At 40.7% G+C, this 17,692-nt stretch carries 15 protein-coding genes and 1 riboswitch; of the genes, 14 read left to right on the top strand and 1 reads right to left on the bottom strand.

What is annotated here, in order from left to right; all coding sequences use genetic code 11:
* Positions 1-142 precede the first annotated feature (142 nt).
* From CIB29_RS16325 to CIB29_RS16380, 13 genes are all read left to right on the top strand, one after another.
* Positions 143-688 (top strand): hypothetical protein, encoded by a 546-nt coding sequence (locus CIB29_RS16325; RefSeq protein WP_094551477.1) that lies wholly within the window; start codon positions 143-145, stop codon positions 686-688.
* A gap of 320 nt (positions 689-1,008) precedes the next feature.
* A complete protein-coding gene (locus CIB29_RS16330; protein WP_094551479.1) occupies positions 1,009-1,641 on the top strand; it encodes an RNA polymerase sigma factor in 633 nt (210 codons plus the stop codon).
* A gap of 345 nt (positions 1,642-1,986) precedes the next feature.
* The gene (locus CIB29_RS19035; protein WP_198543940.1) at positions 1,987-2,142 is read left to right on the top strand and encodes an SHOCT domain-containing protein; all 156 of its coding nucleotides are present in this window, start codon (positions 1,987-1,989) and stop codon (positions 2,140-2,142) included.
* 221 nt (positions 2,143-2,363) lie between these two features.
* Positions 2,364-3,833 (top strand): recombinase family protein, encoded by a 1,470-nt coding sequence (locus tag CIB29_RS16335; protein WP_242965294.1) that lies wholly within the window; start codon positions 2,364-2,366, stop codon positions 3,831-3,833.
* The gene (locus tag CIB29_RS16340; RefSeq protein ID WP_094551483.1) at positions 3,834-4,814 is read left to right on the top strand and encodes a recombinase family protein; all 981 of its coding nucleotides are present in this window, start codon (positions 3,834-3,836) and stop codon (positions 4,812-4,814) included. It abuts the gene before it with no gap.
* Positions 4,762-4,995, top strand: coding sequence for a hypothetical protein (locus CIB29_RS16345; RefSeq protein WP_094551485.1), 234 nt, complete (start codon positions 4,762-4,764; stop codon positions 4,993-4,995). The genes CIB29_RS16340 and CIB29_RS16345 overlap by 53 nt, the downstream gene beginning before the upstream one ends.
* Before the next feature lie 512 nt (positions 4,996-5,507).
* Positions 5,508-7,283 carry a group II intron reverse transcriptase/maturase gene (gene ltrA / locus CIB29_RS16350; protein ID WP_094550212.1) on the top strand — a complete coding sequence of 592 codons (1,776 nt, stop codon included), beginning with the start codon at positions 5,508-5,510 and terminating at the stop codon, positions 7,281-7,283.
* Positions 7,284-7,369: 86 nt separating this feature from the next.
* Entirely contained in the window at positions 7,370-8,800 is a 1,431-nt protein-coding gene (locus CIB29_RS16355) for a recombinase family protein (protein WP_198543941.1), read from the top strand.
* A gap of 360 nt (positions 8,801-9,160) precedes the next feature.
* A riboswitch (cyclic di-GMP riboswitch) is annotated at positions 9,161-9,248 on the top strand.
* Positions 9,249-9,451: 203 nt separating this feature from the next.
* Positions 9,452-10,225, top strand: coding sequence for an MCP four helix bundle domain-containing protein (locus CIB29_RS19315; protein WP_094551489.1), 774 nt, complete (start codon positions 9,452-9,454; stop codon positions 10,223-10,225).
* The gene (locus CIB29_RS19320) at positions 10,222-11,190 is read left to right on the top strand and encodes a methyl-accepting chemotaxis protein (RefSeq protein ID WP_094551491.1); all 969 of its coding nucleotides are present in this window, start codon (positions 10,222-10,224) and stop codon (positions 11,188-11,190) included. The genes CIB29_RS19315 and CIB29_RS19320 overlap by 4 nt, the downstream gene beginning before the upstream one ends.
* 70 nt (positions 11,191-11,260) lie before the next feature.
* Positions 11,261-12,991, top strand: a complete 1,731-nt coding sequence (locus tag CIB29_RS16370) for a sensor domain-containing protein (RefSeq protein ID WP_094551493.1) — start codon at positions 11,261-11,263, stop codon at positions 12,989-12,991.
* 47 nt (positions 12,992-13,038) lie between these two features.
* Positions 13,039-14,688 (top strand): GGDEF domain-containing response regulator, encoded by a 1,650-nt coding sequence (locus tag CIB29_RS16375; RefSeq protein ID WP_094551495.1) that lies wholly within the window; start codon positions 13,039-13,041, stop codon positions 14,686-14,688.
* A 380-nt stretch (positions 14,689-15,068) separates the two neighbouring features.
* Entirely contained in the window at positions 15,069-15,401 is a 333-nt protein-coding gene (locus CIB29_RS16380) for a hypothetical protein (protein WP_094551497.1), read from the top strand.
* Positions 15,402-15,704: 303 nt separating this feature from the next.
* Here the strand turns inward: CIB29_RS16380 and CIB29_RS16385 are convergent, their stop codons facing one another.
* Positions 15,705-17,243: a hypothetical protein gene (locus CIB29_RS16385; RefSeq protein ID WP_094551499.1), complete on the bottom strand. Its 1,539-nt coding sequence runs from the start codon at positions 17,241-17,243 to the stop codon at positions 15,705-15,707.
* Positions 17,244-17,281: 38 nt separating this feature from the next.
* Here CIB29_RS16385 and CIB29_RS16390 point away from each other — a divergent pair, with 38 nt between their 5' ends.
* Entirely contained in the window at positions 17,282-17,686 is a 405-nt protein-coding gene (locus tag CIB29_RS16390; RefSeq protein ID WP_198543942.1) for a hypothetical protein, read from the top strand.
* Positions 17,687-17,692: the final 6 nt, after the last annotated feature.

A 17,692-nucleotide genomic window follows, 5' to 3' on the forward strand; every position in this document is an offset into this window, starting at 1 on the left:
AACACCTCCGGTAATATTTTGGTTATATTGTTCACAAATTATGCATTTAGGGAACAAATTTATTGACAAAAATATTGTTCACATATTATAATACAAGAGAACAAAAAATATGTCAATGATTTTGAAAAAGAGGTGAAAACAGATGAGTACTGAAAAAATGGCGTTAGTTGTGTTGAAACGAGGATTAGCTTCCATGCGCATTGATGAAGAGAGGGTATATCATAAAACAAAATTGTTGCTGAAAATATACCGGGATGTGGTTTGGTGTATTGAAGACAGGGTATGCGAGATTGAAGCAGAGTATTATGCCATGGGAGGCAATCGTCTGGCTGAAGCCTTGGATTACCTGGATGATTATGACCCCAATATTAATAAGAAAGACCTTGAAGAAAAGCTGTGCTCATTATTGAAAAGCAAGTGGCTTATTGAAATTGTGGACAAGGCATTGTTAAAAATAAAGAATTATCCTGATTATGGGGATTTGTATTTCAATATCCTTTACAAGCAGTACATTGTAAAATACAGGTATTCGGAAAAGGAAATTATTGAATCTCTCAATTGTGAGAGGACAACCTTTTATAAAAGAAAAAAGGAAGCTATAAATTTAATGGGCCTTGCCATATGGGGATATGTGATACCTGCTCTAAGGGATATATGGCAAACGGAATGTGAACTAAATACCAACTGATAAAGGACAAAATACCTACATAACAAGTACTGAATACGAACTGCCAGGGTGTTACGATAATTATGATGGGTAACTGCATACTTTAAAACCCTTGATTCAGGCTTATACAGCCCTGAGTCGAGGGTTTTTTTATGCCCCGAAACCCGTCCTAAATTGCACATAGGCAGCAAAAAAAGGGTCGTACGGAAAACCGTGCGGCCCTTTTTTGCTGCCGGAAAGGGGACATCCGTGAAGCGTTTGTTTTGGTACTACATCCGGTATCCTTGATTTCCTCTGTTTTGCTAAGGCCCGCAAACAAAGCAAAACGGAGGGAAGGAAAGATGAAAGAATACAAAATAAGAGTGAAAAATGAAATTGTTACTGTAAGCAAAGAAATATATACTGCCTATTACAAGATGAGAAGACGTGAAAGGTACATAGAGGAAATCAGCATAAAGAACAATCTTTCTTATGACCAGCTAGTCGAGCTGGACTATCCTATCGAGCAGAAAATGTGTGATCCGCAACTTCTTGTTGAAGACGTTATTATTGAAAAAATCATGCTTGAGAAATTGATGCTGGCGCTTGAAGAATTGACAGATTGCGAGCGGTTAATAATTAACGAACTGTTCTTTAATGGCAAAAGCGAAAGAGAGCTTGCAGATTCAATGAAGCTCCCAAGAACAACTTTGCAGTCTCGCAAAAACAGCATTATCAGCAAACTTAAAAAAAAAAAATCATTGAAAAATAAAAATTTGTTTCGTCCACCCCTTCATTTTTTCGGCTTAAAAAGTGAAGGGGTATTTTTTATCCCTTATTGCTCTTTGAAAAATTACCGGCAAAGGCTCGCTTGCGAGTCTCATAACCGGTCCCATATCCAGCGGCTCAAATACGTTAGCCGTTCAGCCGGAAACGGAAAGCGACATTGGCAAGCACGCGTAGACTGCCTGCGGATCGGTCAAGCCTATCCGTAAAAACGATAGCATCAAAGGCGACGAGCGAGAAATGCCTGGCCATAAAACAGTCTGTGGTGGACTGTATCGCGTTGACCTGAACGGCCTATAATGATACTCCCGCATAGTCGAGGTTAGGTCCCAGAGTGCGGCCCGGAGGTTCTCGGGGAGGTGGAATTCCTGTGATGCCTGCTGACCACAGGCAGTTTGAGCTGTTGCCCCGGTGCTTGGGAAGCAGCGGCAAATAGAGCACAGGATGAAGAATGATAACAAGCTTAACCGCTTTGATATCAGAAACTATGCAGCGGAACTCAAATCCGCTGCATCCTTGTGGTATTAAAGCAAAATGTAAAGGGGGATAAAACCATGTCGCAAACTCAAATAACCAATGAAATCAAGTACAAAATGGCGCTTTCGCTGCTGAATAGCATGCTTGAAAAAGGCCTTATTACTCTTTCTGAATTGAAAGAAATTGACAGATTAAATCGGAATTCATTCACTCCATCCCTGGCGGAGGTATAGGTGTAAAAACACTTGATATGGCTGGATTTGTGTGGTACTGTGTGTTGCTGATAAAGCATCATGTACTGAAAAGTGAAAGGAGGAAGCGTATGCCAAAAGTAAGAGTCATCAAGCCCATCCATCGTATGGAAGCAGAAGCTGAAGCTCCGAAACTGCGGGTGTGCGCATACTGCCGGGTCAGCTCGGACCACACCGGGCAGCTGCAATCCTTTTCAGCACAGGTGGAGTACTACACCCGGCTGATAGAAAGCAACGATGCCTGGACTTTTGCGGGAATTTATGCAGACGAAGGCATCAGCGGCACCGGCAAAGACAAGCGTGACGAGTTTCTAAGGCTGATTGCCGACTGTGAAGCCAAAAAGGTGGACATGGTCATCACCAAGTCCATATCCAGATTTGCAAGAAACACCGCCGACTGCATTGAGACGGTGAGAAAGCTGAAAGCGCTAGGGATTGCCGTTTTTTTTGAGAAAGAAAACATCAACATCATGTCCGCTGAAAGCGAGCTGCTGATGACGGTTTTAAGCTCCATTGCCCAGGAGGAATCCATTTCTACATCCAAAAACAACCGGTGGGCGATACAAAAAAGGTTCATGAAAGGCGAATGGAAGCCTTCCTACCTTCCCTACGGCTATATGAAGGGTAAGGACGGAGGAATCGTCATCAATGAAGAAGAAGCCGCTATTGTAAAAAGGATTTATACTGACTACCTGAACGGGAAAGGAACGTACGTCATCGCAAAAGAGCTCACGGAAGAAGGAGTTCCAACAAGAAAAGGGGCGGAAGCCTGGGGAGAAAATGTGGTGAAGGAAATCCTGACCAATGAAAAATACTACGGCGACATGCTCCTTCAGAAGACCTTTACCACCGACACATTGCCCTTTCAGCGGAAGCGGAACCGGGGACAGAAACAATGCTACTGCATCGCCAACGACCATGAACCCATTATTCCAAAAGAGCAAGCTAAACGGGTCAGGGAAATCATGGAGCAGCGAAAAATTGAAAAAGCCATGGTGGATACCGACACCCGGAAATACAACCAACGGTACCCCTTCAGCAGCAAAATCCAATGCGGTGAATGCGGGAGTAATTTTAAAAGGCAAATCATATTCAAAGGCAAACCTTATGAAACAGTGCAGTGGTGCTGCACGAGGCATATCAGAAACCGGATGGAATGCAGCATGACAGCTGTCAAGGACAATCACATCAAAGCTGCGTTCATCAATCTATATAACAAGCTAAAAAGCAATTATGACAAAATATTAACCCCACTGGCCGAGGATTTGAAAAAGCTTCACTGCGGCAGGGAGTATGAATCCCAGGTCAGGAAAATCAACAAAAAAATAACGGAACTTACGGAACAGAGTCATGTATTAAGTAGACTGAGGTCGAAAGGATATCTTGACTCTGTTCTTTTTATTGAGCAAAGCAACCTGATCACCAAGCAGCTCTGCGAAGCCAAAAAGCAGCGAAGCAAGCTGTTTGAACACAGCGGATTTAATGACGAGGCCGCCAGGACGGAGGAACTGATTGCTTTCCTCAAAAAGCAGGATGACTTTATGGAGAGCTTTGATGAAAGCATATTTTCGCTGATGGTAGAAAAGATCATCGTAAGATCCAAACTTGAAATCGCCTTCCGCCTGATCAACGGACTGGAGCTTCCGGAAATCATCGGAGAGGAAGTGGGCTAAATGGCGCAAAGACATACGCCCTTCGGCTATAAAATCATAGACGGAGCCGTAGCCATCGAACCGGAAAAAGCAGACCTGATCAGGAAAATGTTCAATGATTTTATATCGGGAATATCTTTAAACCAGATGGCAAAGGCCCTAACGGAAATGAAGGTTCTCAATGCCAACGGAAAACCCTCCTGGAATCACGGTTCCATCGGAAAAATCTTGAGCAACTGTAAATACACCGGAAGCGACTTCTATCCTGCCATTATCCCGGAGGAAGTATTCAATGCTGCTAATAGGCTCAGGGAAGAAAAGAACGCCCGGCTTGGCAGAAATGTCAATTACTTTGCCAACGGCATCTCCAGTGCTTATCCCTTCAGCGGCAGGTTGATATGCGGGGAATGCGGGAGTATTTTCAAAAGGTACACCGAACATCATGACAGGAACAAGAAATGCAACTGGAAATGCAAACGGTATATCGTTGACAACAGAGTATGCTGCAAAAGCGGTGTGGTTGATGATAAGCAGCTTAAAGCAGGCTTTATACAAATTATCAACCGGGTAATGGAGAGTCCTGAAATGATAGAAAAGCGTCCAGCAGTTAATGCTGTGACTGAGAGTGTTGAATTAAGAAAGATAAAAATGCAAATATCCAGCGGACTCGGTCAAAACGGCCTGAAACCGTCGGAGATGGCACAGCTGCTATTCAAAAGGGCTGTAGAACAATATCGAATCTCCCAGGTGGATGACTTTGAATATAAAACCAGGAAATTGAAAGCGGTGCTTGAGAGCTTCAAGCCCATTAAAGCATTTGATGAGGCTTTATTCAAAGCAACCATCAAAAGCATTACGGTAGAAAGCACCGGGCAGCTCCGGTTTGAACTAATCAATGGAGTGGTGCTGGGCACACCATATAAACTACGGGGAAAAGGAGGAAAAACCCATGGCGATGGGACAAAGAACAGTATCGGTAATTCCGGCAAATCCGATTTATGATTTCAAGGAAAAAGCAAAGATAAAAAAGCTGAGAGTGGCTGCCTACTGCCGGGTCAGTACGGAGCTGGAGGAACAGCAGTCCAGCTACCAGGCACAGGTGGATTATTACACGATGGAAATTATGAAAAACCCAGGCTGGAAGTTTGCAGGCATCTATGCCGATGAGGTGCGCCCAGACTAGGGCTTTGTTTAAAGTAGAATTTATGGAACTACACTGCAAGATAACGCAGTAGTCAACCTATCTTACTGCAAGGGGAAACCCGATACAGGAACATAGCATGATAGGAAAGCGACAAGTTGGCTTAGGACAAAAGCCACGACTTATGTTGCAATGACAAGTGGATATGAGGATAAGATTGTATTTATCGAATGTGAGGTCTAAGCTGCCATTGCGTAGGGTCTAAGGAAATGTCCTGATACCTTAGCTGTAACATCTATATGTACCTTCGTCGCATATAGAGTTATCAATAAATTACAGAGCAGGCACGAGAACGTGTTATAACAGACTGAAAGCATATCCGACAATCCACATTTCCAAGAAACAAAGCTAAACTGGGGATTACCTAAGCAAGTTTCACTTGTATGGTAACAGAGTTTCCATAGTAGTCCGAGATGAGTAAGGCTCATTACATGGCGAAGGGAAACAGTTAATAAATTTCAAAATTAGAAAGTTGAAAGGCAGGAGAATCCTGAATGAAACCAACAGCTGAAATTTTGGAGCGTATCAATAAAAATTCAAATGAGCACAAAGATGGAGTATATACTCGCTTATACCGTTATCTTTTAAGGGAAGATATTTATTACAGTGCATACCAAAAATTATATTCCAATAAAGGAGCATCAACTGAAGGTATTGATAATGATACTGCTGATGGATTTGGAAAGAAATATGTAGAAAGTTCAATAGAAGAATTAAGCAATAATACTTATAAACCCAAGCCGGTACGCAGAGAATATATCAAGAAATCCAATGGGAAAATGCGACCTTTAGGAATACCGTCATTTAGAGATAAGCTATTACAAGAAGTTATGCGTAGATTTTTAGAAGCTATTTATGAACCGATTTTTAGTGATTTTTCACATGGATTTAGACCTAATAGAAGTTGTCACACTGCATTAAAGCAGACACTTCCATATTTCAAAGGTGCAAGATGGTTTATAGAAGGAGATATAAAAGGCTGTTTTGATAATATTGACCATGATAAGCTTATTGAAATATTACAAAGAAAAATTAAAGACAGTAAGTTTATAAACATTATTCGTAGTTTTCTAAAGGCAGGATATATAGAGGATTTCAGATATAACCAAACATATTCTGGAACACCTCAAGGAGGGATTTTATCCCCAATACTTGCCAATATTTATCTGAATGAATTGGATAATAAAATCATGGAGATTAAACAAAACTTCGATAAGCCGGCAACAAGGTGTGTAAATCCAACATACGACGAGATTAGAGGGAAAAGATATTGGTTACAGCAGAAACTTAAAAATGCTACTGATGAAGAAAAACCGGTTCTGATTTCAAGAATTAATGAATATAGTAAGAAACTTTTGAAATTACCCTATAAATCACAAACGGATAAAAATATAGCTTTTGTAAGATATGCTGATGACTTTTTAATAGCAGTAAGAGGAAATAAAGAAGATTGCATTAAAATTAAAGAACAATTAAGAGAATTTCTAAATGATGAATTAAAGCTTACCTTAAGTGATGAAAAGACTTTGATTACTCACAGTAGTGAAAAAGTTAGGTTCTTAGGATATGACATTTCAGTTAGACGTAATCAACAAATATCAACTAATTCATTAGGACACAAGAAACGTCAGCTGAATGGCACTGTAGAATTATTAGTTCCTTTAGAGAAGATAGAAAAGTTTATGTTTGATAAAGGTATCATTAGACAGAGCAAAGCTAAAAAGTTTCACCCGATACACAGAAAAGGATGGCTATATCTCCCAGACCAAGAAATCTTGGAAAGATACAATGCTGAAATTCGTGGAATACTCAATTATTACCACCTAGCCAACAATTATAATAAACTTAATTATTTTCAATACTTGATGGAATATAGCTGCCTTGCAACTTTAGCAGGAAAGCATAATTCTTCAATAAGTAAAGTAATTGACAAATATAAAAGCGGCAAAGGTTGGGCAATAAAATATAAAACAGAAAAAGGTAAAACACGAGAAAAGAGAATTGTAAAACTTCAAGATTGCAAAGGGTTCTGTGATGATAATATTGTTAGACACATTTATTCTGTAAATACCAATGCTACTATTAGAGCAAGACTGCAAGCAGGAGTTTGCGAGCTTTGCGGTAGCAGGGGAAAGTCTAATTATGAGGTTCACCATGTTTCAAGTGTAAAGGGACTAGAAGGCAATAAGCTTTGGGAGCAGATAATGAAAATCAAAAATAGAAAAACATTAGTGGTATGCGAGGATTGCCATAAGGCAATACATAGTTAATTTGAATTTTAAAATGATATGGTAATTATTAACGGAGAGCCGTATACGTCGAGAGGTGTACGTACGGTTCGGTGGCGAGGGATTTTGTGCCCTTAGCCTATGGCATATCCGGTACCAGCACAAAAAACAGGACAGGATTCAATAAATTGATTGAAGACTGCATGGCAGGCAAGATTGACCTGGTGCTGACAAAATCCATCAGCCGTTTTGCACGAAACACCCTTGACTGCATTCAATACATACGGAAACTGAAAGAAAAAAACATCGGCGTGTTCTTCGAAAAAGAAAATGTCAACACCCTGGACAGTACCGGAGAATTTCTCATCACCATCCTCGGAAGCCTCGCCCAGGAAGAAAGCCGATCCTTAAGCACCAACACAAGGTGGGGCGTGGTCCGCCGGTTCGAAAAAGGACAGGTTATGGTCAATCATAATAAGTTTTTAGGTTATACAAAGAATGAGGCCGGTGAATTGGTGATAGTGCCGGAGGAAGCAGAAATAGTAAGGCTGATTTTCAGGCTGTATTTAGAGGGTCTAAGCATTACCCAAATCAAAAAGTACCTAGAGGAAAACGGCATTAAAACCGTTACCGGAAAGAACCAATGGTCTACTACTACCATCAACAACATGCTCTCCAACGAGAAGTATATGGGAGATGCCTTGCTGCAAAAAAGCTACACCGTAGACTACCTCACAAAGAAAAGAGTTAAAAACAATGGAATTGTCCCACAATATTATGTGGAGGACAGCCATCCGGCCATAATTTCCAAAGACTTGTTTCACCGGATACAGGAAGAAAAAGCACGCCGGGCTAACATTAAAAAGACAGCAGAAAAAAGAGCCAAAACCGACAGCGGGAAATACAGCTCAATATATGCTCTCACCGAATTGTTGACATGCGGGGAGTGCGGCAAGCCTTACAGACGGGTTTCCTGGACTGCCTACAGCGAGAAAAGGATTGTGTGGCGGTGCTTAAACAGGCTGGAGTACGGGAAAAAACACTGCCAAAAGTCCCCGACCATCGACGAAGAAGTTTTACATAGGGCCATTATGGATGCTTTCAATTCGCTCATACAGGACAAAGAAGATTTTGTGGACACTCTCCAGTCTAATATTCAGCTGGTAATGAGCAACCGGGCGAAACGGATGGACATAGCAAAAATTGAGGAAAGGATCGCGGAATTAAAAAAAGAGATGATAGGCTTCGTAGAGGAAAATGCAAGATGTGGAGCAGATAATACAGACTTTGACGAGCACTATGCCAAAATCTCTGCCGAGCTGAAAGAGCTTCAGGAGATAAAAACACAGTATACCGAGCAGCAAGCCAGGCAAGACAGCTTCCAGCGAAGAATCGAGGATATGAAGAAGTTTCTGAACACCGCAGACTGCAAATTATCTGGATTTGACAACCAGCTTGTCAGGCAGCTTATACAAAGCATTAAGGTCGTTTCAAAGGACAAGATTCTCATAAAATTCAAGTCGGGTTTGGAGATGGAGCAGGAGCTTGCTAAAAAATAGCATTACCGAGAAGAGACAACCGCCAAACTGCAAAAAAAAGACTTTGCATAGGTAAAGATTATGAGAAAGGAAAACCTTTCAAGGGTTCGAGAGATTGGAAAAATGCTTCGGGGCCAGGATTTGCTGAAGGAGTTTAACGAGGATTTATTTGCGGCATTGGTGGAGTAGATACGGGTAAAGTCGCTGGTGGAGGTGGTGTTTGTATTGAAGGCGGGGGTTGAGGCAAGGGAGATATTATAAAAAAGTCATATGATGTAAAATTAACGAGAAATATCAAGAAAAACAAAGAAACTCGTTGAAAAAAAGTATAATATTACCATAAGATTGAATACGGCCATAGCCACAACATGGTGTACATAAATATATCAAAGGCAAACTTGTCGAAAGGCAGGGACGCAAAGCCAAGGGCCTATGGAGCAGCATAATTCTATGGCAGCCGGCTGCATTGGAGCCTCTTTGCAACTGGTGCACAGGGGCTTTTTGTGTGCGTAGATGATTTGATTAAGGTTTAAACTCGAGGAGGGAGAAAAGTAAAAGAGTTTTGGAACTATATGCTGTGCTTTCAGAGGACGAAAAAGATAAGCTGAAAGAAATGAGTGCCTAAAATCATAAGCTCTAAAGACAATATATAACTACAGGGAGGAAAGTAAAATGAAAAGCGAAAATCATAGTAAAGGCGAAAAGAGCAGTAATATCCTGAAAAATGTCAAAATTACTACTTTTATTTTTGTTTTGATGATTTTTACTGTTTTTGCTGTTGGGGGAATTTCTTTTACTGCTCTGAATAACATGAAAGTATTAAGCAACGATATGAACAGCCTGTATAAGGATAGAATGCTTGTATCTCTTGCCCTGAAACAATTAGAAACAGAGCTATATATCATGCGGCTTAATATGACGCAAATGCTTTATGCCGGACAGTATAATGAAGAAGTTGCCCATGCAGTGGCAGACAAACAGGAAAGTTTGAATAAAAAAATAGAAGAATATAAGGGTTTTGCTTTAAATGAGGAGGAGCGAAGGCTGCTGCAAAATATAGAAAGCGGCTATAAATCCTATATAAAAGATGCAGGACAGCTGTTAGAAGCTTTAAAAACCGGCAATGCTGTATCGGAGGTGCAAATCAATCAAATGCGCGCATATGCGGCTGATATCCAGAAAAACATTGATGAATTGGCGGCCTTGAATGCCGAAACAGCTAAAGGAGTAGTTAATAAGGCAAACAGCGGTTACGAAAGTGCTAAGAAAATCTTTATCTTGTTATTTGTGGTCCTCACGGCAGTATTTATTGCTTGCGTACTCATCCTCTCCAGGCTCATCAGAGGTTCCATGGCGCAGATCAATGATGTCCTTGCCAAATTGTCTGAATATGATTTTACTGTGAGACTGGAAAAAAAAACGGCAAGAACGAATTTGCCCGGATGAACAGCTCCTTAGCTATAGTTGTTGATAATCTGAAAAGAGCCTTAAAGGAAGTAAGGGAAAATTCCGAGAATGTCACCGGGCATTCCCAAAGCTTGGCGGCTGTTTCTGAAGAGATGACCTCTGCTACCCAGGAACTGGTCAGCACCATGCAGCAGGTGGCACAAGGGGCAACTTCCCAGGTCCAGGACATTCAAGAGATTGTTGCTTCCTTGTCGGAGTTGACAAGGAATATCGAGAATGTCTACAAAGAACTGCAAAATGTGAAGGATGAGACGGATACCACAGCCGAAAGGGCAAACAAAGGCAAGGAGGAAATGGACAAGCTCATTAAATCCATCAATGAAATCAGGAACTCCTTTGAGGTGGTTGTAAGCAAGGTGAAAAATCTGACGGGCTCCGTCAAGCAAATCAGCGGGATAACGGAGATCATTACCGGGATAGCGGAACAGACGAACCTTCTCGCCCTGAACGCAGCCATTGAAGCGGCGAGGGCTGGTGAACACGGCAGAGGCTTTGCTGTGGTTGCAGAAGAAGTGAGAAAGCTGGCAGAAGAATCGCGAAAATCAGCCAGCGAAATTACCAACCTGGTGGCATCCATCAATAAAGATACCGATGAGGTCATCAAAACCTCGGAAGATGTGGAGGGCTTCATCAAAAGCCAGGCCCAGTCCGTAGAGCAGACGGTGCAATCTTTTGGCGACATCATCCTTTCCGTTGAAAATATTGCCCCGCTCATGAAGAAAACCTACAGCGCCATGGATGAAATAGTCAAATCCAAGGATCAGGTTATGACCAGGGTGGAACAGGTCAGTGCCGTCACAGAAGAAAATTCCGCTGCCACAGAAGAGGTTGCGGCTTCCTCGGAAGAATTGACGGCTTCTTCGGAAGAAGTGGCTTCTACAGCTCAAAACCTGGCTTCCATTGCTGAAGGCTTAATGAATACTGTAAACAGGTTCAAGGTGTGATGTCAAAGCAGTAGAACCTCCGGTTCTGCTGCTTAAAAATCTCTAAAAAATGGGAAGGGGGAATGGATAAGTGCAAAGCAAAGACGACAAGATTGCGGATATAACTGCCAGTGAGGTAATAGAATATTTTCCCCTCCCTTTTTATGTTATAGAAGGGGAAAGGATTATCCTTTGCAACCAGAAAGCAGTAAAAGTCTTCGGCTATGAGAAAAAAGAGGAACTGCTGGGCTTGACGCCATACTCTTTGTCGCCCGCCAGTCAGCCTGATGGGACAAGCTCGGTCGTCAAAGGCAGGGAAATGATTAATCAGGCCAAAGAATCGGGTTACTACCGTTTTCGTTGGGTGCATCAGAGGAAGTGCGGAAGAAAATTTTTGGCAGAAGTAGAATTGTTTGTAGAAAAAGGCTTAATCTTTGCCACTGTAAAGGATATAGAACGCGAAGAAAAGCTAAAAAACAAGACGGTAAAAATATTTGAAAAGATGAAAAATCTTGTCATTAGGGATTTTTTAACAGGCTTATACAATAAGAAATATTTTATGGAGCAGCTGGACAGGCTTATCCAAGCTTCATACAGGACAAAAAGCAGGTTTGCCCTGCTTTTTATCGACGTTGACAATTTTAAAGAAATAAATGATACATTGGGTCATCAGACAGGTGACAGAGTTATCGAAGAGGCTGCGAGACGGCTAAAAGAAGCAGCCCCTGAAAACTGTTTGCTTGCCCGGTACGGTGGTGACGAATTTGCCATAATCGTTTCTTCTACTTGTTCAAAAGATGAACTGTACACCATGGGGCATCGATTACTACAGAACTTAAAGACTGCTTATGTCATCGATAATCATGAGTTCTATTTGTCAGCCAGCATAGGTATCGCCTGTTACCCTGCCGATGGAGAAGATGCTGGCACTTTGTTGAAAAATGCTGATATTGCCATGTATAAGGCAAAAGAAACCAGAGATGGGAAGTATAATATAAGGTTTTTTGAGGCAGAAATGGAAAAAGAAATTCATGAACGTTTTTTACTCGAAAACCATTTGAAAAAGGCACTGGAAAAAGAGGAATTAATCCTTAATTTGCAGCCTATTGTTAATATTATTGAAAACAGGCAGTCAACTGCAGAAGCGCTTGTAAGATGGGAAAATGAAGTTTTTGGTCTTGTACCGCCGGATAAGTTTATTCCCTTAGCAGAAGAAACGGGCTTGATCCACGAGATCGGTACATACGTTCTGAAAGAGGTGTGCCGTTTTATTCAAAGTTTCCGAAAAAAAGAATTTAATCCCATTCCCATTGCCATTAATATTTCGTTAAAACAGCTGGAAAACAGAAACTTTACCCGAGAGGTTGAAAATATTATTGCTTCTTACGGCATAGAAGGTAAAAACTTAGAATTTGAAATTACTGAGAGCGTTTCGACGGGCAATATGGAGGTAATCGCTGAAAACCTGCGAAAAATAAAAGGACTGGGGATAAAAATAGCCATGGACGATTTCGGTACGGGTTATTCCTCCTTGGCTATGCTTTTAAACCTGGAGGTAGATAAAATAAAAATCGATAAAATTTTTATAAACAATATAAGGAAAAGCAGGGATGAGAAAATAATTAGAACAGTAATATCAATGGCTAAAGAATTAGGGCTAACTGTTATTGTAGAAGGGGTTGAGACAGAGGAACAGGTAAACTTCTTAAAGAATATAAATTGTGAATACGGCCAGGGATACTTTTGGGCAAAGCCTATGCAAGTTGCTGACTTTGAGAAGTATTTGCAAGGGCGGTATGTGACGATGTATAAAAATAGATAAAAGAGCAGGTATTGGATTGACTGTTTTTGGAGGTGTTTTTTTGGAAGATGGAATCCCAAAAAAGAATTCTGATTGTAGACGACAACGAAACAAGCGCAGCTATAGTTTCCAACATGTTAAAAAGAAATGGTTATAACACGGAGATTGTCCGAAACGGCGAAGAAGCCCTGGGGAAGATAAAAAGTTGCCAGGGGCTGTGTTATGACCTTATCCTGATGGACATAGAGCTTGGAAAAGGAATGGATGGAGCGGAAACGGCGGCTGAAATCCAGCAGTACTGTGACCTTCCAGTAGTTTTTCTTTTCGCTCATACTGAGGAAAAAATTATTGGGAAAATCCGTTCTGTTGCAAAGTATGGTTTTGTGGCGAAAAATGCCGGTGAACATATTCTAATTACTGTAATTGATATGGCACTGAAACTTCATGGAGAAAGTATGCGTACCGGTCTGTACCAGCAGATTGTGGAACATTCCATGAATGAAATCTATATTTTCGATCCGGAAACTTTAGAATTTATCATGGTAAATCGCGGCGCCAGAGAAAATCTGGGATATACCATGGCAGAGCTTGCAAATATGACCCCCCTTGATATAAAGCCGGAAATAGAGGCGCAAATTTTTAGGAAGCTCATTGAGCCCCTGCTAAAAAGAGAAAAAGAGAGGTTATTCTACAATACCATACACCGCCGCAAGGATGGTTCGTCTTATCCGGTCGAAGTAAACCTGCAGCTTTATTCGTACAGGGGGAAAAAAGTCTGTATGGCTCTGGTTAATGATTTGACAGAGCGGAGGAAATTAGAAGAAGACTTGCGGGAAAGAGAAGCTCTTTTGAGTGCGGTTACCCAATCAGCAGGAGAAGCCATCATTATGTTAGACGAAAAAGGAACAGTAGCATTTTGGAACCCGGCAGCGGAAAATCTTTTCGGTTATTTGCAGGAAGAAATTCTGGGCAAAGACTTGCACAGGCTGGTAGTATTGGATGAACAAAGCTATAGGGCTTATAAAAATAGTTTTATTCATTTCCAATCAACCGGGGAAGGCATTTATATTGGAAAGAATGTAGAACTTAAAGCAAAAAATAAAGCAGGGAAAATCCTGGATGTGGAACTTACCCTTACAGCCGTAAAGCGAAAAAAGAGTTTATATACTATTGGAATTGTTAGGGATATTGGTGAGCGAAAAAAGGCAGAGGAACAGGTGTATTTTTTGACAATAACTGACCCTCTGACCAAAATTTACAACCGCCGCTATTTTACTCAAAAACTGGAAGAAGAAATAGAGCGCGCCAAACGGGCAGGCAACAAGTTTTCCCTGATCATGCTGGATATAGACCGCTTTAAGAGAATTAACGACAGCTTTGGCCATAATGCCGGTGACGAGGTTCTTAAAAGCATGGCAGAATTAGTTAAGAACAGGAACCGCAAGATAGACATATTTGCCCGCTGGGGCGGGGAGGAATTTGTCATACTCCTGCCGGATACAACGGTTAAAAATGCGGCCCGTTTAGCGGAAGAACTGCGGGAAAGTCTAAGCCAAATGGATATGCCGGGTGCGGGCAGGGTCACTGCCAGTTTCGGAGTTGCCGGCTACTGTCCGGGGGACAATGTTGATTCATTGGTGAATAAGGCAGACAACATGATGTACGAAGCCAAAGCTGCCGGCAGGAATTGTGTGCGTTTTAAGGATGAATGTGTATAGCTGCTGGAATTATGACCCTGGGGTAACCTGGGATTTACTTTTACAATACGAGTGATTTTAATCCAAAGGGAGTATAGTGAGACAATGTGTAACGCAAGAGTTGTTGAAATTGCCGACAATATCTACTGGGTAAGGAGCAGAGAATAGCAGCTTAACTTTAATTCTTATCTTCTGGTTGACGAAGAAAAGGATTTGGAAATCAAGCAGCGTTTAGCGGAAATTCTAAGGAGTTTATTGAAAATCATGCAAAGTATCCGGCTCCGGTTGTTGAATTTGGCTTGGCAACTGGCATGGAGAACGTGCACTTCAGCCCGGATGGCTATTACCACGGAGGTCTTATCTAATAAGAGCAGGGGCAACAAAATTATGGATTATATGCGATGGAATCTCTCAAAAATCATGGTGAAGAATATATTCAAAAGCGCAGTGGAGTGATCTGGCAAATTTCCTTGTTCCATGATTCCACCTTCATGTACATAGATGTGGAGTTAAACAGGCTGCCGGATTTTAGCAGGAAAAGAATTTTTATCGGGTTGGATGCCTATGAAAGGGCAAGGGGAGACTTCCGCATCCCCTGGGGCAAGTTAAATGTTGTCGATATGCTCAGCACCGCTGGACCTTATCTTTGGAAAGGTTGGGATTATCCTCAATATAGTGCAAGGTTGAAAAAGAGCTATGATATTATTAAGGACTTCTTTAGTACTTTGCCGTAACATTGCATAAATAAAAATGGATGCTCCCAATAAAGCACTGGGGATTCGTTTGGTGAATTTCGAAAGAAAGTGGTAGTAAACCTTTAGGTATGTGTATAGTTTAATCGACTTATCATAGATACGCTATGTTCACACCAACTCCTGAAATGGTCATTTAAAATAAAAACAGGGTCTTTTGCTGATTAATTTCCTACTGCTTTCCGAATTTCAACATGTTACACTTCTATGCTGGTGAAATGTGGCATAAATTAGAAGGTTAGATCTTCCGCTTTCAGGTTGATGAAAAAATGATCTTAACAAGCATCACAGGTGGTTAATCAAAGCACTCTCGTAATTTTTTAGCTGTCTTAAAACATGTTTTTTATCCTGTTTTTCTTTTGATAAAGTATTAGTAATGTTTTCCATGTAACTCCAAAAAGCAGATGTCATATTGCTTTCATTTAAGCCGAAGAATACCTGAGGGAATTCATATTTAGCAACAATTACTCCTGTTTCTTCTTTAACATAAATCATTAAATGTTCCGTTGTTTTTTTATCTTGAATAAACACATTATAGTTATTATAAGTTTCCATGAGATTTATTATGTTTTGAAGGTGCAGCAGGTATTCTTGGGAAGAGTAAAAAAGCTCACCGGTATAAAACATTAACGGTATGGGGGTTTTTCCGGCAAAAACATTGTCTAATTCTGGAAGATATATTATTTCAGTAAATTTATTTGTTTCAAGGTTTCTTTTGAAGACTTCTATCCTTCTTTTTATATAAAGGGTAATAGTATTATCGTTATAATGGGGAGTCTTAGCTAAAATCTTCGATACCAAATCCGGAGGCATAGTGATGCTTGAAAATCCGTTAGATTTAAGGATGCTGTTGCAATGTTGATTTTCAAATTCCGACAGGGCTTTAAGGAAAATTTTCTGTTTATCCGGGGTGAAAGCATGTATAAGAGGCCGGCAGAGGTCAAGATAACGGCAAAATTCATCTTGGAGAGGCAAGAGTATTGCTTTTTCAGTGGACAGGTAGGTAATGGCATTTTCGCTGCCATCACCAAACGAATTCGAAAAGACAGCAGCGCAATCAGGCGACAAAAACAGGGTACGCTTAAATAAGCCGTCCCTATGTTTCGGATAAAAATAAGATTCAATAGCACTGCTCATATATAATGGCAGCCATTGGATGATGGCAGAAAGCATTTCATCAAGGGAGCGGCTAACCGTATGAATGATTTTAATTTTATTGCCTTTGGCAATAACCTGATCCATAAGCTGCATCCATTCTGCGGCAAATTCCCGGTTTTCCGTAAGCCATATCATATCCTCTTCGCTGTGTAAAAACAGGAAAGAGGGATTTTTTTTGGAAAGAACAAGGTGAAGAAATTTTCTGACAGCATCCCGTTTGCCTTGATTGCCAAAGAATACATTAGTATTGATATTTAAGCCTTCGTCAAGTTTTTTTATAATGGGCTGATTTTCGGAATAGTTATTATCTGATGCAAATGACAACCTGGAATGAGAGTTTTTCGATTTATTTCTTTCAGCCCATTCTTTTTCGTTGTCATGCAGCCAGTCATAAAGAAATTCAGCAAGCCCGCTTTCAGTGGCAGGCAGTGTCGATTTTTTGATTCGGGCGGCTTGGATGATAGCAGCCAACTGGTAATCTTCAGTAATGTTTCTAGCAAAATATTTAGCAAACAAACCAATATAGTTTTCTTTTCTTGCAGGGAGCCTGGCTCCGCTCCTTAAACGGCTGATAAACGAATTGTCAAGTCTTGCTATATGAGCTAACCGGCTATTGGTTGTATTAGTCAATTTCAGTAAAAAATCAAGTTTTTCATTAAAATGCATTTTTAAATCACCTCATAAACAGTATAGATTATTATGAATTGTCAATCAATGATTTTGGCAGAAAATATGCCAAAAATGGCAATGCCAAAAAGTGTTGTGTTATACAACAAACAACTGCAAAAAGGTATAATTTAATAGAGGTGATGAAGGTGGTATGGAGAGTGGGGATGAAAACAGGCATTTTCCAAATGCAGGAATATTTATTGACTGTTGACAAGAAAGGAATAATACTAAGTTCCCAAGAAGAAGGCAATAAAAAATTAAAGTTTGCGGATCGTCAAATAAAATCAATTACCATAATAAAGAAAAATGTTGGCGTTTATGAATTGGAAATGGAAACAGAGTTGGGAATTTACAGCGGAGTATTGGCAAAGACGGCAGATGTCAGCGAAATATTTAAAGCTTTATCCGAAACTTTCGGCAGCAAAGTGTGTATAATCTGAATCGAA

Source organism: Petroclostridium xylanilyticum (genome assembly GCF_002252565.1).
Taxonomy (GTDB): domain Bacteria; phylum Bacillota; class Clostridia; order SK-Y3; family SK-Y3; genus Petroclostridium; species Petroclostridium xylanilyticum.

Coding starts and splice junctions, on each gene's coding strand:
- ltrA (WP_094550212.1), top strand. CDS start 5,508: ATGAAACCAACAGCTGAAATTTTGGAGCGTATCAATAAAAATTCAAAT.
- CIB29_RS16375 (WP_094551495.1), top strand. CDS start 13,039: ATGGAATCCCAAAAAAGAATTCTGATTGTAGACGACAACGAAACAAGC.
- CIB29_RS19315 (WP_094551489.1), top strand. CDS start 9,452: ATGAAAAGCGAAAATCATAGTAAAGGCGAAAAGAGCAGTAATATCCTG.
- CIB29_RS16330 (WP_094551479.1), top strand. CDS start 1,009: ATGAAAGAATACAAAATAAGAGTGAAAAATGAAATTGTTACTGTAAGC.
- CIB29_RS16380 (WP_094551497.1), top strand. CDS start 15,069: ATGGAATCTCTCAAAAATCATGGTGAAGAATATATTCAAAAGCGCAGT.
- CIB29_RS16340 (WP_094551483.1), top strand. CDS start 3,834: ATGGCGCAAAGACATACGCCCTTCGGCTATAAAATCATAGACGGAGCC.
- CIB29_RS16325 (WP_094551477.1), top strand. CDS start 143: ATGAGTACTGAAAAAATGGCGTTAGTTGTGTTGAAACGAGGATTAGCT.
- CIB29_RS16345 (WP_094551485.1), top strand. CDS start 4,762: ATGGCGATGGGACAAAGAACAGTATCGGTAATTCCGGCAAATCCGATT.
- CIB29_RS16385 (WP_094551499.1), bottom strand. CDS start 17,243: ATGCATTTTAATGAAAAACTTGATTTTTTACTGAAATTGACTAATACA.
- CIB29_RS19320 (WP_094551491.1), top strand. CDS start 10,222: ATGAACAGCTCCTTAGCTATAGTTGTTGATAATCTGAAAAGAGCCTTA.
- CIB29_RS19035 (WP_198543940.1), top strand. CDS start 1,987: ATGTCGCAAACTCAAATAACCAATGAAATCAAGTACAAAATGGCGCTT.